Genomic DNA, 15398 nt, shown 5'->3' on the forward strand with positions numbered 1-15398 from the left:
AAGGCACTGGGCCCCGAGGCCCGCAGCGAGGCGCTCGACCGCATGGCGGCGGAGGAGCTCGACGTCCTCGTCGTGGGCGGCGGTGTGGTGGGGGCCGGCGCCGCCCTCGACGCCGCCACGCGGGGCATGAAGGTGGGGATCGTCGAGGCGCGGGACTGGGCGAGCGGCACGTCGAGCCGCTCGAGCAAGCTCGTTCACGGCGGCCTGCGCTACCTGGAGATGCTCGACTTCGGGCTGGTCCGCGAGGCGCTGCGCGAGCGCGGGCTGATCCTGCAGCGGCTCGCGCCGCACCTGACCCGCCCGGTGCCGTTCCTCTACCCCCTCACCCACCGGGTGTGGGAGCGGCCGTACGTCGCGGCGGGCGTCACCCTCTACGACACGATGGGGCTCGAGGGCGGGGCCTCGCGCGGGGTGCCGCACCACCGGCACCTCACCCGCAGCGGCGCGCTCAAGGTCGCGCCGGCGCTGAAGAAGTCCGCGCTCGTCGGCGCGATCCAGTACTACGACGGGCAGATCGACGACGCCCGGCACACCATGACCCTCGTGCGCACCGCGGTGCAGTACGGCGCCCTGGCCGCCTCGCGCGCCCGCGTCGTGGAGTTCCTCCGCGAGGGGGAGCGGGTCACCGGCGCGCGGGTGCGCGACCTCGAGCACGACCGCACCTTCGACGTGCGGGCGAAGCAGGTCATCAACGCCACCGGCGTCTGGACCGACGAGACGCAGGCGATGGTCGGCGAGCGCGGGCAGTACAAGGTGCGCGCGTCCAAGGGCGTGCACCTCGTCGTCCCGCGCGACCGCATCCAGTCCTCCACCGGGATGATCCTGCGGACCGAGAAGAGCGTCCTGTTCGTCATCCCCTGGGGCCGGCACTGGATCGTCGGCACCACCGACACCGACTGGCAGCTCGACAAGGCCCACCCGGCCGCGTCGACGAACGACATCGACTACATCCTCGAGCACGTCAACAAGGTCCTCGTGACCCCGCTGACCCGCGAGGACGTCGAGGGCGTCTACGCGGGGCTGCGCCCCCTGCTGGCCGGCGAGTCCGACGAGACGTCGAAGCTGTCCCGCGAGCACCTCGTCGCCCACGCGGCGCCGGGGCTGGTCGTCGTGGCCGGCGGCAAGTACACGACGTACCGCGTCATGGCCAAGGACGCCGTGGACGCCGCCGTGCACGCGCTCGACGACCACTTCGGCAAGTGCGTCACCGAGCGGGTCCCGTGCGTCGGGGCCGAGGGCTACGAGGCGGCCTGGAACCGCCGGCACGTCATCGCCGAGGAGTCCGGGCTGCACGTCGCGCGGGTCGAGCACCTGCTCGGGCGCTACGGCTCGCTCATCGACGAGGTCCTCGGCATGATCCGCGAGCAGCCCGCGCTCGGCGAGCCGCTGCCGGGCGCCGAGGACTACCTCAAGGTGGAGATCGCGTACGCCGCGTCGCACGAGGGGGCGCGCCACCTCGACGACGTGCTCGCCCGCCGCACCCACATCTCCATCGAGATGTGGGACCGCGGGGTCAGCGCCGCGCCGCACGCCGCCGAGATCATGGGCTCCGTGCTGGGCTGGAGCGAGGACCAGGTCCGCAACGAGGTCGACCACTACCTCAAGCGGGTGGAGGCCGAGCGGCTCTCGCAGCAGCAGCCCGACGACGAGACCGCGGACTCCGCGCGGCTCGGCGCGCCGGAGATCGTGCCGCTGGCCTAGGGCACCCCACCCCGCGCCGCACCCCCGTCCCGCCCTCGGCGGACGGGGGTGCGGCGCGTCCGGGGGCCGGGGAGGATGCCGTCATGGCACGCACCTCCTGGACCGTGGCGGACGCTCCCGACCTCACCGGCCGGGTCGCCGTCGTGACCGGCGCGACGAGCGGGCTCGGCCTGCAGACCGCCCTCGGGCTGGCCTCGCGGGGTGCGCACGTCGTCATGACCGCCCGCGACGAGGCCCGCGGCGAGGAGGCGGTGCGCCGGGTGACCGGGGCCGTGCCCGGGGCCTCGGTCGCCCTCGGGATGCTCGACCTCGCCGACCTGTCGAGCGTCGCGGACCTGGCTGCGCGGGTCGGCGAGCAGCACCCGGACGGCATCAGCGTGCTGGTGAACAACGCCGGGGTGATGGCGACCCCGTACCGGCGGACCGTCGACGGCTTCGAGCTGCAGGTCGGGACCAACCACCTCGGGCACTTCGCGCTCACCGGGCGCCTGCTGCCGGTGCTCCTGCGCCGGCCGGGGTCGCGCGTGGTCACGGTGTCGAGCCAGGCCCACCGCTCGGGCGTGCTTGACCCGGACCTGGCGATGGGCGAGGACGGCTACCGCCCGTGGGCGGCGTACGGGCGCGCCAAGCTCGCCAACCTGTCCTTCGCCCTGGAGCTCGACCGCCGCGCCCGGGCCGCCGGCGCCGACCTGCTCAGCGTCGCCGCGCACCCGGGCTGGGCGACGACGAACCTGCAGCGCACCGGGCCGCGGATGGCCGGCAGCCGGGTGCGCGAGCGCCTCTCCGACGTGGGGAACCTGCTCTTCGGGCAGTCCGACGCCGACGGTGCGCTGCCGCAGCTCTACGCCGCGACGATGCCGGACGTGCGGGGCGGGGAGTACTTCGGGCCCGACGGGCCGTTCGAGGCGCGCGGCGGCCCGCGGCGCGTGGGGACCAGCGCCGCGGCGCGCGACGAGGCCGCGGCCCGGCGGCTGTGGGAGCGCTCGGAGGAGCTGACCGGGGTCGCGTACGACGCCCTGCGCGCCGGCTGAGGGACCGGGCGCGGCGCGGGGGACGCGGCCGGGTCAGCGCCGGTCAGCCCGGGGCGCCGAGGGCGTCGGCGAAGGCGCCGGCGATCGCGGCGTGCCCGGAGCCGTCGGGGTGCAGGCAGTCCGCGCCGCCGACGAGGTCGTCCGGCCCGATGACCGCGGCCGCGTCGACGACGAGCGCCCCGTGCTCGCGGGCGGCGCGGGCGATGACGTCGTCGAGGCCGGGCTCGCCGTCGGCCCCGCGCAGGACCCGCTCGGACAGCGGCGCCAGCGCGGCGAGGGCGCACGAGGGCACCGGGTCGTAGTACGTCATGACGGCCAGCGCGGCGTCCCCGCCGACGGCCGCGCGCACCCCGTCGAGGAGCTCGTCGTAGTCCGCGGCCACCCCGTCGAGGACCTCCGCGACCCGGCGGGTGCACGCGGCGGCGTCGCCCTGGGCGCAGGTGCCCACGACCGGGCCGAAGACGTCGTTGCCGCCGACGTCGAGCGTCACCAGGCCCACGGGCTCGCGGGCCGCCAGGTCCTGCAGGCGCGGCAGCTGCCCCCGGAGCACCGAGCCCGTCGTGGCGCCGAGCCGGGACAGGTCGACGAGCCGGGTCCCGCAGCCGGGCGCGGCCCCCGGCGCGCAGCGGGCCAGGCGCTCGTGCAGCAGGTCGACGTAGCCCGCGCCCTCCGCGGCGCCGACCCCGGCCGCCACCGAGTCGCCCAGCGCGACGTGCAGCGGGGCGCCGGGCGGCGGCGCCGGGGCGGCGGGGGTGGACGGTGCGGGCGCGGGCGTGGTGGGCGTGGTGGGCGCGGGGGCCGGCGTCGTGGGGGCCGGCGTCGTGGCGGCGGGGGCCGGGGGGTTCGGGGCGGCGTCGGGGCCGGGGGACCCGGAGCCGCCGCAGCCCGCGACCAGGGCCGCGAGCAGCCCCGCCGTCAGCGCGCGGCGGAGCACGGCGCCCGGGGCCGCGCGGCGGCGGTCGGCACGGTCCCGCTCGTGGTCGGCCATCCCGGCGAGCGTACGGGCCGGGACGGCGCAGCGCCCCGGGGCGGGGCCGCCGCGACGGGGGGGCCCGCACGGCGCCGATAGACTCGCGGCCGTCCCGCAGCCGACGCCGGAGGGCCCACCCTTGACCGCTCCCGAGGGGCACGACACCGTCCTCGTCGTCGACTTCGGCGCCCAGTACGCGCAGCTCATCGCGCGCCGGGTCCGCGAGGCCCGCGTCTACAGCGAGATCGTGCCGAGCACGACGCCGGTCGAGGAGATCCTCGCGCGCCGGCCCAAGGCGATCGTCCTGTCCGGCGGGCCCTCGTCGGTGTACGCGCCCGGCGCCCCCGTGGTCGACCCGGCGCTCTTCGAGGCCGGGGTGCCGGCGTTCGGCATCTGCTACGGCTTCCAGGCGATGGCCTCGGCGCTCGGCGGCACCGTCGCGCGCACGGGCACCGCCGAGTTCGGCGGCACCCCGCTCGAGGTGGTCGCCGGCGAGTCGACCCTCTTCCACGGCCTGCCCCGGCAGCAGTCGGTCTGGATGTCGCACGGCGACGCGGTGAGCGAGGCCCCGCCCGGGTTCTCCGTCGTCGCGCGCACCGGCGCGACCCCCGTCGCCGCCTTCGAGGACGTCGACCGCGGCCTCGCGGGCGTCCAGTTCCACCCGGAGGTGCTGCACAGCGAGCACGGGCAGGCGGTGCTCGAGCACTTCCTCTACGAGGTCGCCGGCTGCACGCCCTCCTGGACGATGACCGGCGTCATCGAGGACCAGGTCGAGGCGGTGCGCGCCCAGGTCGGGGACGCGCGGGTGGTCTGCGGGCTGTCCGGCGGCGTCGACTCCGCCGTCGCCGCGGCGCTCGTGCAGCGCGCGGTGGGCGACCGGCTCACCTGCGTCTTCGTCGACCACGGGCTGTTGCGCAAGGGCGAGGCCGAGCAGGTCGAGCAGGACTTCGTCGCGGCGACCGGGGTGTCGCTCAAGGTCGTGGACGCCAGCGAGCGCTTCCTCGCGGCGCTCGCGGGGCTCACCGACCCGGAGGAGAAGCGCAAGGCCATCGGCCGCGAGTTCATCCGGGTCTTCGAGGCCGCGGCGCTCGAGGTCGTCGCCGAGGCGGGGGCGCACGGCGAGCAGGTGGAGTTCCTCGTCCAGGGCACGCTCTACCCCGACGTCGTGGAGTCCGGCGGCGGCAGCGGCACCGCGAACATCAAGAGCCACCACAACGTCGGCGGGCTCCCCGAGGACCTGCAGTTCCGGCTCGTCGAGCCGCTGCGCACCCTCTTCAAGGACGAGGTGCGCCGCGTCGGCCTCGAGCTCGGCCTGCCCGAGGCCATCGTCTGGCGCCAGCCGTTCCCGGGCCCCGGCCTCGGCATCCGCATCATCGGCGAGGTCACCCGGGACCGCCTCGAGCTGCTCCGCGAGGCCGACGCGATCGCCCGCGAGGAGCTCAGCGCGGCGGGCCTCGACCGCGACATCTGGCAGTGCCCGGTCGTGCTGCTCGCCGACGTGCGCTCGGTCGGCGTGCAGGGCGACGGGCGGACGTACGGCCACCCCGTCGTCCTGCGCCCGGTGTCCTCCGAGGACGCGATGACGGCGGACTGGTCGCGCGTCCCGTACGACGTCCTGGCACGCATCTCGACCCGCATCACCAACGAGGTGCGGGAGGTCAACCGGGTCGTCCTCGACGTCACGAGCAAGCCGCCGGGGACCATCGAGTGGGAGTGAGCGCCCACCGCTAGCCTCCGCCGCATGGACGTGCTGCTCGTCGGGGGCCGCGAGCCCGGGCCGGTGGACCTGCGGATCGCCGGTGGCCGGGTCGTGGAGCGCGGCCCGCGGCTGGCGCCGCGCGAGGGTGAGCGCGTGCTCGACCTCGGCGGGCGGCTGGTCCGCCGCGGGTTCCACGACGCGCACGTGCACGTGGCGGAGTGGGTGCGCAGCCGCGGCGAGCTCGACCTCTCCGGTGCGGCGTCGCCGCAGGGGGCCGCCGACGTCGTGGCGGCGGCGGCGCGCACGGCGCCCGCGGGGGCGGCGCTGCGGGGGAGCGGCTTCCCGTACGCGCGCTGGACCGCGCCCGCCCGCGCCGCGATGCTCGCGGCAGCCGCACCCGACCGGGTCGTCGTGCTGACTAGCCAGGACATCCACACCGTCTGGCTCTCGCCGCCCGCCCTCGCGCTGCTCGGGCTCGGGGACCACCCGACCGGGGTCCTGCAGGAGCGCGAGGCGTGGGACGTCCTGGACCGGCTGCCCGTACCGCCGCGGGACGAGACCGAGCGCGCGACCCGCGACGCGGTGCGCGCGGCGCGGGGCCGCGGCGTCGTCGCCCTGCGGGACTTCGACTTCGACGACCCGTACGGGCGGTGGGACGCCCGGCGCGACGGGGAGGGCCGGCTGCCGCTGCGCGTCGAGGCCGTGGTGCAGCCCGACGCCCTGGAGGCCCTGGCCGCCCGCGGGCTGCGGACCGGGGACGGTGACCCGTGGCTGCGCGTGGGGCCGGTGAAGCTGTTCATGGACGGGGCGCTGGGGTCGCGGACGGCGCGGTGCCTCGAGCCGTACCCCGGCGGGCAGGACCGCGGCCTGCAGGTGCTGACGCCCGACGCGCTGCGGCAAGCGCTGTCCCGCATCGTGGGCCACGGCTTCACCGCCGCGGTGCACGCCATCGGCGACGAGGCGGGGCGGGACGCCCTGCAGGTCCTGGCGGGGACGGGGTGCCCCGCGACGCTGGAGCACGCGCAACTGCTGCGCCGCGAGGACGTCCCGCTGCTGCGCCGCGCGGGGGTCACCGCGTCGATCCAGCCGGCGCACCTGCTGGGCGACCGGCACCTCGTCGACGACCTGTGGGCGGCCAGCCGCTCGGTGCCGTACGCCTTCCGCTCGCTCCTCGACGCCGGCGCGGACGTGGTGCTCGGCAGCGACGCCCCCGTGGTGCCGCTCGACCCGTGGCCCGGTCTCGCCGCGGCGGTGCACCGCACCGACGGCGCGCTGCCGCCGTGGCGGGCGGAGGAGGCGGTCGGGCTCGAGGAGGCGCTGCGGGCGTACGGCGCCCGCCCCCTCGCCGCCGGCGACCTCGCCGACCTCGTCGTCGCGGACGTCCCCGCCCTGGACGCGCTCGCGCCCGCCGAGCTCGCCGCGGTGCCGGTGCAAGCGACGATGCTCGACGGGCGCTGGGTGCACGGCCCGTGGCAGGAGGGCTGACGGGCGCGTGACCGGCGCCGGGGGGGCGCACGACCACGGCCAGGGGTCAGGCGGAGGCGTCGGTGAGGCGGCGGAGCTGGTCGTGGGAGAGCTGCAGGCGGGCGCCGGCGAGCAGGTCGGGGAGCTGCTCGGCGGTGCGGGCGCTGGCGATGGGCGCGACGACCGTGGGCTGGGCGGCGAGCCAGGCGATGGACACCGCGCCCACGCTCCGGCCGGTCTCCGCCGCGACGGCGTCGAGGGCCGCGAGCACCCGCCGGCCCCGCTCGTCGAGCAGCTGCGAGGCCTTGGCCGCGCGCGGGCTGTCCACCGCGTCCGCCCCGTCGCGGTACTTGCCCGCGAGGAAGCCGCCGGCCAGGGCGGCGTACGGGACGCAGGAGAGGCCCTCGTCGGCGACGAGCCCGGTTAGCTCGCCCTCGTACTCCTCGCGGTGCACCAGGTTGTAGTGCGGCTGCAGGGCGACGAAGCGCGCGAAGCCCTCCCGGTCGGACACGGCGAGCGCCTCCCGGAGCCGAGCGGGGGAGTAGTTCGACGCCGCCACGTACCGCACCTTGCCCTCGCGCACGAGCTCGTCGAACGCCCCGAGCGTCTCCTCGAGCGGCGTCGAGGGGTCGTCGCGGTGGGCGTAGTAGAGGTCGATGACGTCGGTGCCGAGCCGGCGCAGCGAGGCCTCCGCGCCGCGGCGGATGCTCTCGCGCGACAGGCCGGGAGCGCCGCTCCACGAGCCCACCTTGGTGGCGACGAGGAGCCGGTCGCGCCCGCGCGAGGCCATCCAGCGCCCGAGCACCTCCTCGGACTCGCCGCCGGCGTGCCCGTCGGCCCACTCGGAGTAGACGTCCGCGGTGTCGACGAAGCTGCCGCCCGCGTCGACGAAGGCGTCGAGCACGGCGGTCGAGTCCCGCTCGTCGGCCGTCCAGCCGAACACGTTGCCGCCGAGGTTGAGCGGCAGGTCGATCTCGAGGTCGGTCGTCCCGATGCGTCCCATGACGGGTGGCAACGACGGGACGTCCGGGATGTTCCCGGCGGACCGGGGACCCGCGGCGCCCTGCCGGACCAGGCGCACGGGTGCCGGACCAGGCGTGCGGGCCTGGTCCGGCACCCGTACGGGTGCCCCGCGTGGTCGGCAGGGGCGGCGGGGCCGGGACGGGGTCAGGCGGCGCTGCGCCCCGCGATCATGCCGTGCGGGTCGATGACGTACTTCTTCGGCGCGCCCTGGTCGAAGTCGGCGTAGCCCTGGGGGGCCTGGTCGAGGGGGATCGGGGTGGCGCCGACGGCGTCGGCGATGTGCACCTTGTCGTGCAGGATCGCCATCATGAGCTGGCGGTTGTACTTCATCACCGGGCACTGCCCCGTGGTGAAGGAGAGCGACTTGGCCCAGCCCGTGCCGAGGGAGAGCGAGAGGGAGCCCTTCTTGGCCGCCTCGTCGATGCCGCCGGGGTCGCCGGTGACGTAGAGGCCGGGGATGCCGATGGCGCCGCCCGCCGCGGTGAGCTCCATCAGCGAGTTGAGCACCGTCGCCGGGGCCTCCTGCTGCGCGCCGGCGCCGTGCCCGCGGGCCTCGAAGCCGACCGCGTCGACGCCGCAGTCGACCTCGGGGACGCCGAGGATCTGCTCGATCTGGTCCTTCGGGTCGCCCTTCGACACGTCGACGGTCTCGCAGCCGAAGCTGCGGGCCCGCTCGAGCCTCTCGGCGTTGAGGTCGCCGACGATGACGACGGCCGCGCCGAGCAGCTGCGCCCCCGCGGCCGCGGCGAGGCCCACGGGCCCGGCCCCGGCGATGTAGACGGTGGACCCGACGCCCACGCCAGCGGTCACGCAGCCGTGGAAGCCCGTCGGGAAGATGTCCGAGAGCATGGTCAGGTCGAGGATCTTCTCCATCGCCTGGTCCTTGTCGGGGAAGACCAGGCAGTTCCAGTCGGCGTACGGCACGAGGACGTACTCCGCCTGCCCGCCGGCCCAGCCGCCCATGTCGACGTAGCCGTACGCCGAGCCGGGGCGGTCGGGGTTGACGTTGAGGCAGATCCCCGTCTTGCGCTCCTTGCAGTTGCGGCAGCGCCCGCAGGCGATGTTGAACGGCACCGACACCAGGTCGCCGACCTTGACGAACTCCACGCCGGGGCCGGCCTCGACGACCTCGCCGGTGATCTCGTGGCCCAGGAGGAGCCCCTCGGGCGCCGTGGTGCGCCCGCGCACCATGTGCTGGTCGCTGCCGCAGATGTTCGTCGCCACCGCCTTGACGACGACCCCGTGCGGCACGGGTCGCCCGACGTTCGCCGGGTTCACGCCCGGCCCGTCCTTGAGGACGAGCTCGGGGTAGGGCACGTCGAGGACCTCGACCTTGCCCGGACCCATGTACGCGACCGCCCTGTTGCCCGCCATGCGCGTCTCCTCCCGGTCCCGCGGCGCCTCGTCGCGCCGCACGGCCACGCTAGGACCCGGCCGTTGCCGGGGCAACGGCTAGAGGAACAGGCTCAGCAGCCAGGCGAGGGCGAAGCCCAGGGTGCCGAGGATGGTCTCCATGACGGTCCAGGTGCGCAGCGTCGTCCGCTCGTCCATGCCGAGGAAGCGCCCGACGAGCCAGAAGCCGGAGTCGTTGACGTGCGAGAGCACCGTCGCGCCACCGGCGATCGCGATGACGATGAGGGCGAGGTCGATGCTGGACAGGCCGCTGGTCGCCTCCACGACGGGCGCGACGAGCCCGGCCGCCGTGGTGAGGGCGACGGTGGCCGAGCCCTGCGCCACGCGGAGCGCGACCGAGATGACGAAGGCCGCCACGATGACCGGCAGGCCGGTGTCCTCGAGCGCCGAGGCGAGCGCGGAGCCGATGCCGCTCTCGCGGAGCACGGCGCCGAACATGCCGCCCGCCCCGGTGATGAGGATGATCGCGCACACCGGGCCGAGGGCGCTGTTGACGATCGACTCGGCCTCGCCCGCGGACCTGCCGCGGCGCAGCGCGAGCAGCCAGGTGGCCACCAGCACGCTGATGAGCAGCGCGATCGGGGTCTGCCCGAGCATGCGGCCCACCTGGACCCAGCCCGCCTCCTCGTCGACCGTCCCGTTGGTGGCGAGCGTGTTGAGGCCCGTGTTGAGGAAGATGAGCACGAGCGGCAGCAGGAGCACCAGGATCACCGTGCCGAACGACGGGTGCGCGCCGACCCCGGTCCGCTCGCGCTGGGCCGTGGCCTGCGCGCCGCCCGTGCCCGGGCTCGTCCCGGTCACCGCCGCGCCGCCGTCGGCCGGGCCCCCGCCGCCCATCGTGCTCGGCACCGGGACGTCGTAGCGCCGGCCCGCCCAGGTGCCGAAGAGGTACCCGCCGACGTACCAGGTGGGCAGGCCGATGAGGAGGCCGAAGACGAGGACCAGGCCGATGTCCGCGCCCAGCAGCTCCGCCGCCGCCACCGGGCCGGGGTGCGGCGGGACGAAGGCGTGCATGACGGCGAAGGCGCCCGCCGTCGGGAGCGCGTAGAGCAGGACGCTGCCGCCGAGGCGGGTCGCGACGGTGAAGACGATCGGCAGCAGGACGACGAGCCCGGCGTCGAAGAAGATCGGGAAGCCGAAGAGCAGCGCCGCGACGCCGAGGGCGAGGGGGGCGCGCCGCTCGCCGAAGCGCCGGATCAGGGTGTCGGCGAGCACCTGCGCGCCGCCGCTCACCTCCAGCAGGCGCCCGAGCATCGCGCCGAGGCCGACGAGCAGGGCGACGTTGCCGAGCGTGGTGCCGAAGCCCCCGACCAGCGTGTCGACGACGTCGGCGACCGGGATCCGCGCCGCGAGCGCCGTGAGCAGGCTGACCAGGATGAGGGCGAGGAAGGCGTGCAGCTTGAAGCGGATGATGAGCACGAGCAGGACGAGGACGGCCGCCAGCGCGATGAGCAGCAGCGGGGCCGTCCCCAGGGCCGGCTCCGGCGGCGCGTCCGCCGCCAGCAGCACCGGCCCGCTCAGGGCTGTCGTCAGGGCCATCGGTCGCCTCCGGGAGGGGTGGGGGACGGGCGGGCGGGGGTCGGGTCGGGCCGGTCCAGGCCGGGGTCAGGCCGGGGGCAGCGCCTCGCGGGCGGCCTCGAGCGGCAGGAGCGGGCCGAGGCGCCGCAGGGAGGCGAAGGCCGGGACGAGCGCGTCGTACAGGCCGTCGAAGACCGGCTGCAGCGCGGCGTACGTCGCCGCGACCGCCGGCTGCGGGCGGACCTCGTCGGCGATGCGCACGAGGTCCGCGGCCACGTCGACGCTCTCGACGAGGCCCAGGGCCTCCATGCCGAGCAGCGCCGCGCCGAAGCTGGAGCCCTCGTGGCCCTGCGGGAAGTGCACCGTCGTGCCGAGCACGTCGGCGAGCAGCTGGCGCCAGAACGCGCTGCGGGCGAAGCCGCCGGTGGCCCGCACCTCGGTGACCTCGAGCCCGGCCGCGCGCAGCGAGGCCAGCACGAGGCCGAGCTGCTGGCAGACGCCCTCGAGGGCGGCGCGCAGGAGGTGCTCGCGGCGGTGGGCGCGGGTGAGGCCGACGTACGCCCCGCGCGGCAGCGAGCTCCAGTGCGGGGCGCGCTCGCTGAGCAGGTACGGCAGCATGAGCAGCCCGCCGCTGCCCGGCGGTGCGGTCTCGGCGAGCGCGAGGAGCTCCTCCTCGGAGCCCTCCCCGAGCTCGGGCGCCAGCGCGTCCCCGGCCCACTGGAGCACCACGCCGCCGTTGTTGATCGCACCGCCGACGGCCCACCGCTGCTCGGTGAGGGCGTAGCAGAAGACGCCGCCGAGCGGGTCCACCGCGGGCGCGTCGACCATGACGCGCAGCGCGCCGCTCGTGCCGATGGAGACCGCGGCGACCCCGGGGCGCACCGCGCCGAGCCCGAGGTTGGCCAGCGGCCCGTCGCCCGCGCCCACGACCACCGGGACGTCGCGCGGCAGCCCGGTGGCCGCCGCGGCGGCCTCCGTGACGCCGGGCAGCACGTGCCGGGTGGGGACGAGCTCGGGCAGCTGCTCGGGCAGCACCGAGGCCAGCTGCAGCGCCTCGGCGTCCCACTGCAGGGCGCCGATGTCCATGAGGCCGGTGCCGGACGCGACCGAGTGGTCGGTCACGAGCGCGTCGCACAGCCGCCAGAGCACCCAGTCCTTGATGCCGACCCAGTACGCGACCCGCTCGGCCAGCTTGGGCTCCTGCTCGCGGAACCACACGAGCTTGACCAGCGGCGACATCGGGTGGACGGGGGTGCCCGTGCGCCGGTGCAGCGCGAGCCCCGCCCGCCCCGCGCGCAGCCGCTCGGCCTGCGTCGTCGCCCGGGTGTCGGCCCAGGTGATGCTGGGGGTGAGCGGCTCGCCGTCGGCGTCGACCCCGAGCAGGCTGTGCATGGCCGTGCTGAACGACAGGCCGGCGACCCGCTCGGCGCCCACCTCCGCGACGACGGCGCGCAGCGAGGCGAGGGCCGCGTCGAGGATGAGGCGGGGGTCCTGCACCGCGTGGCCGGGCTCCGGCTCCTCGAGCGGGTAGCCCTCCCCGTGCTGCGCGACGGCCGTGCCGTCCACCGCGTGGGCGACCACCTTGGTGCTCGTGGTCCCGAGGTCGACGCCCAGCACGACGTCCCCCGCACGGTCGGCCACGGCTCCTCCTCGGCTCGGGTCCGGCGACCGTACCGCGGACCCGGCGGGCCGCCTCAGACGACCGGCCGGTACGGCGTGAGGAGCTGGTCGACCGGCGCGCGGTCGTCCGTGAGCACGGGGGCGCCCTCGACGAGGTCCTCGTACGCCGCCGGGCCGAGCACCGAGCCCGGCTCGCCCCGCTCGCCGGCGCGGGCCGCGAGGGCGTCGCGGTCGAGCGGGCGGTCCGCGGCGGCCACGACGAAGTTCCCGCCGCCGTCGTCCTCCAGCTGCTCCGGCCGACCGAGCACGACGACGTCGTCGAGGACCGCGTCGACCGTGCGGGTCTCCGCGGCGAGGAACGCCCGCGGGGCGTTGTCGATGACGTTGAGCACGAGCACGCCGCCGGGGCGCAGCACGCGGTCGACGTCGGCGAGGAACTCCCGCGTGGCCAGGTGCCAGGGCACGCTCAGCGAGCCGAACGCGTCGCCCACGACGAGGTCGGCGGAGTCGTGGGGCAGCGCCGCGAGGGAGACGCGCGCGTCGCCGGTGCGCACCCGCAGGCCGGGGATCGCGTCGACGCCCAGCTCGCGCCGGCCGAGCTCGACGACGCCCTCGTCGAGCTCGAGCACCACCGAGCTGCTGCCCGGGCGGGTCGCGGCGAGCCAGCGCGGCATGGTGAAGCCGCCGCCGCCCACGTGCACCGCGTCGAGCGGCTCGCCGGCGGGGAACGCGCTGTCGACGACGTCCGCGAAGCGCTGCACGTAGGCGAACTCCAGGTGCGCGGGGTCGTCGAGGTCCACGTACGAGTGCCGCAGGTCGTCGAGGACCAGGACCCGGCCGCCGTCGCGCCCCTCGTCGCCGGGGTCGGCCACGACCCGGGCGCAGTAGTACGTCGTCTCCTCCTCGCAGGGGCCGTCCACGAGGACGACGAGCCCGCCGGCGACGACCGCGGCGCCGGCCGCCGGCAGCGCGAGCGAGCGCGCCCGGTCCGCGCCGGCCACGGCGCCGAGCGCGAGGCAGGCGAGCGCGGTGACGAGCAGGATCCCGCCGGTCGGCAGCGCGGCGACGAAGACGAACCCGGTGAGGAAGGTCCCGGCGAGCGCGCCGAGCGTGCCGAGCGCGGACATGGAGCCCACGACCGAGCCGGCCCCGTCGACCGTGCGCAGCCGCGCCTTGACCGCGGCGGGGGCGGTCATCGACAGCACCGTGACCGCGGGCAGCGTCGAGACGGCCACGAGGAGCACCGCGGACGCCGCCCCGGGCGGCACCGCGGGTCCCACGAGGTGCACCAGCGGGCGCACCGCGAGCACGAGGAGGCCGCCCGCGGCGAGCGCCCCGGCGAGGACGGTCCGCGGCTCGACCCGGTCGGCGAGCCGCCCGCCCCAGCGGGCGCCGGCGGCGATGCCGAGCAGGGCCACCCCGATCGCCGACGTCTGCGACTCCAGGGTCAGGCCGACGTACGGCGCGACGAGCCGCGCGGCCAGCGTCTCGACGACGAGGACCGCGGCGCCCGACACGAGGACCGCGGCGGCGAGGAGCCAGGGGGGTGCGGCGCGGCCGGGCGGCGGCGCGGGCGGGCGGGGGCCGGCGGAGGGGGGAGGTGCGGGCACCGGACCATCCTGGCGGCAGGGGCGAGCGGACGCGCGCGCGTCGCGCCGGCGTACCGCTGCGTTGCCCTTGACGACACCTGGGGCCGTGACAGTCTGCTCCGTGACGGCGACGAAGCCGGCGAGGGCCGCAGGCTGCAGCCGCGCCGTCGCCGGAGGACCCCAGTGCCCCTTCCCACCCGCCGCGGGCTGCTCGCCCGTGCCGCGGCCCCCGTCGTCCTGCTCGCGCTCGTCGCGGTGCCCGGAGCGCCCGCCACGGCCGAGGAGCGGCCCGCGCAGCGGAGCGCCGCGCAGGTGAGCGAGCCCCTCGTCTTCGGCCACCGCGGTGCGAGCGGCTACCGCCCCGAGCACACCCTGGCGTCGTACCAGCTTGCGATCCGGCTGGGCGCGGACGTCATCGAGCCCGACCTCGTCTCGACCAAGGACGGCGTCCTCGTCGCCCGGCACGAGAACGAGATCAGCGGCACGACCGACGTCGCCGACCGCCCGGAGTTCGCCGACCGCCGCGCCACGAAGACCATCGACGGCGTCGAGCTGACCGGCTGGTTCACCGAGGACTTCACGCTGCGCGAGCTCAAGACGCTGCGCGCGAAGGAGCGGATCCCCGAGATCCGCCAGGAGAACACGATCTACGACGGGCGCTACCAGGTGCCGACGCTGCAGGAGGTCATCGACCTCGCCAAGCGGGCCTCGCGCGAGACCGGCCGGCGCATCGCCATCGCGCCGGAGACCAAGCACCCGACGTACTTCGACTCCATCGGCCTCTCGCTCGAGGAGCCGCTGGTGCGCGCGCTGCGCCGCAACGGCTGGGCCGGCCCGAAGGCGCCGGTGTGGGTGCAGTCCTTCGAGGTCTCCAACCTCAAGGAGCTCGACCGGAGGGTCGGCGTGCGCCTGGTGCAGCTGCTCAGCGGCTCCGGGGCGCCGTACGACGTGGTCGCGGCCGGCGGCAGCACGACGTACGCCGACCTGGTCACCCGCCAGGGCCTGCGCGGCATCGCCCGCTACGCGGACGTCATCGGGCCGGACAAGAACCTCATCGTGCCGCGCGACGCGGACGCCGAGCTCCTGCCGCCCACGACGCTCGTGCGCGACGCGCACCGGGCGGGCCTGCAGGTCGTGCCCTACACGTTCCGCAACGAGAACGCGTTCCTGCCCGCGGACTTCCGCCGCGGCGACGACCCGTCGGCGTACGGGGACGCGTTCGCCGAGTACCGCCTCTTCCTCGCCCTCGGGGTCGACGGGCTCTTCAGCGACAACCCGGACACCGCCGTCGAGGCCCGTGACGCCTGGGTCGAGGGCCGCCCGGCCCGCGCCGCCGCCCAGGCGGCCGCCGCCGGCTGACCGGCGGGGCA

The 15398-nt window shown here is 76.4% G+C and carries 11 protein-coding genes; 5 read left to right on the plus strand and 6 right to left on the minus strand.

Going from position 1 to position 15398, the window contains the following annotated elements; translation table 11 throughout:
* Positions 1-42 precede the first annotated feature (42 nt).
* Positions 43-1701 (plus strand): glycerol-3-phosphate dehydrogenase/oxidase, encoded by a 1659-nt coding sequence (locus D5H78_RS18515; protein WP_119952017.1) that lies wholly within the window; start codon positions 43-45, stop codon positions 1699-1701.
* Between the two features lie 83 nt (positions 1702-1784).
* A complete protein-coding gene (locus D5H78_RS18520) occupies positions 1785-2732 on the plus strand; it encodes an oxidoreductase (RefSeq protein ID WP_119951994.1) in 948 nt (315 codons plus the stop codon).
* A 43-nt stretch (positions 2733-2775) separates the two neighbouring features.
* On the opposite strand, the gene D5H78_RS18525 is transcribed toward D5H78_RS18520, so the two are convergent.
* A complete protein-coding gene (locus D5H78_RS18525) occupies positions 2776-3720 on the minus strand; it encodes an SGNH/GDSL hydrolase family protein (protein WP_165865799.1) in 945 nt (314 codons plus the stop codon).
* 121 nt (positions 3721-3841) lie between these two features.
* Between D5H78_RS18525 and guaA the strand changes: the two genes are divergently transcribed.
* Together guaA and D5H78_RS18535 are read left to right on the plus strand one after the other, a co-directional pair.
* Entirely contained in the window at positions 3842-5419 is a 1578-nt protein-coding gene (gene guaA, locus D5H78_RS18530) for a glutamine-hydrolyzing GMP synthase (RefSeq protein WP_119951995.1), read from the plus strand.
* Positions 5420-5443: 24 nt separating this feature from the next.
* Positions 5444-6886, plus strand: a complete 1443-nt coding sequence (locus D5H78_RS18535) for an amidohydrolase (RefSeq protein ID WP_119951996.1) — start codon at positions 5444-5446, stop codon at positions 6884-6886.
* Positions 6887-6932: 46 nt separating this feature from the next.
* On the opposite strand, the gene D5H78_RS18540 is transcribed toward D5H78_RS18535, so the two are convergent.
* The 5 genes from D5H78_RS18540 to D5H78_RS18560 form a co-directional block, all read right to left on the minus strand.
* The gene (locus D5H78_RS18540; protein WP_119951997.1) at positions 6933-7868 is read right to left on the minus strand and encodes an aldo/keto reductase; all 936 of its coding nucleotides are present in this window, start codon (positions 7866-7868) and stop codon (positions 6933-6935) included.
* Between the two features lie 164 nt (positions 7869-8032).
* Positions 8033-9262 carry a formaldehyde dehydrogenase, glutathione-independent gene (fdhA, locus tag D5H78_RS18545; protein WP_119952019.1) on the minus strand — a complete coding sequence of 410 codons (1230 nt, stop codon included), beginning with the start codon at positions 9260-9262 and terminating at the stop codon, positions 8033-8035.
* Positions 9263-9340: 78 nt separating this feature from the next.
* Positions 9341-10840 carry a GntP family permease gene (locus tag D5H78_RS18550; RefSeq protein ID WP_119951998.1) on the minus strand — a complete coding sequence of 500 codons (1500 nt, stop codon included), beginning with the start codon at positions 10838-10840 and terminating at the stop codon, positions 9341-9343.
* 66 nt (positions 10841-10906) lie between these two features.
* On the minus strand, positions 10907-12460 hold the full coding sequence (locus D5H78_RS18555) for a gluconokinase (protein WP_119951999.1): 1554 nt from the start codon (positions 12458-12460) through the stop codon (positions 10907-10909).
* 53 nt (positions 12461-12513) lie between these two features.
* Complete coding sequence (locus D5H78_RS18560) at positions 12514-14049, minus strand: fused MFS/spermidine synthase (protein ID WP_119952000.1); 1536 nt, start codon at positions 14047-14049, stop codon at positions 12514-12516.
* Between the two features lie 162 nt (positions 14050-14211).
* On the opposite strand from D5H78_RS18560, the gene D5H78_RS18565 reads away from it, so the two are divergent.
* Complete coding sequence (locus D5H78_RS18565; RefSeq protein WP_119952001.1) at positions 14212-15387, plus strand: glycerophosphodiester phosphodiesterase; 1176 nt, start codon at positions 14212-14214, stop codon at positions 15385-15387.
* Positions 15388-15398: the final 11 nt, after the last annotated feature.

Origin of the sequence: Vallicoccus soli (genome assembly GCF_003594885.1) — a bacterium.
GTDB lineage: Bacteria > Actinomycetota > Actinomycetes > Motilibacterales > Motilibacteraceae > Vallicoccus > Vallicoccus soli.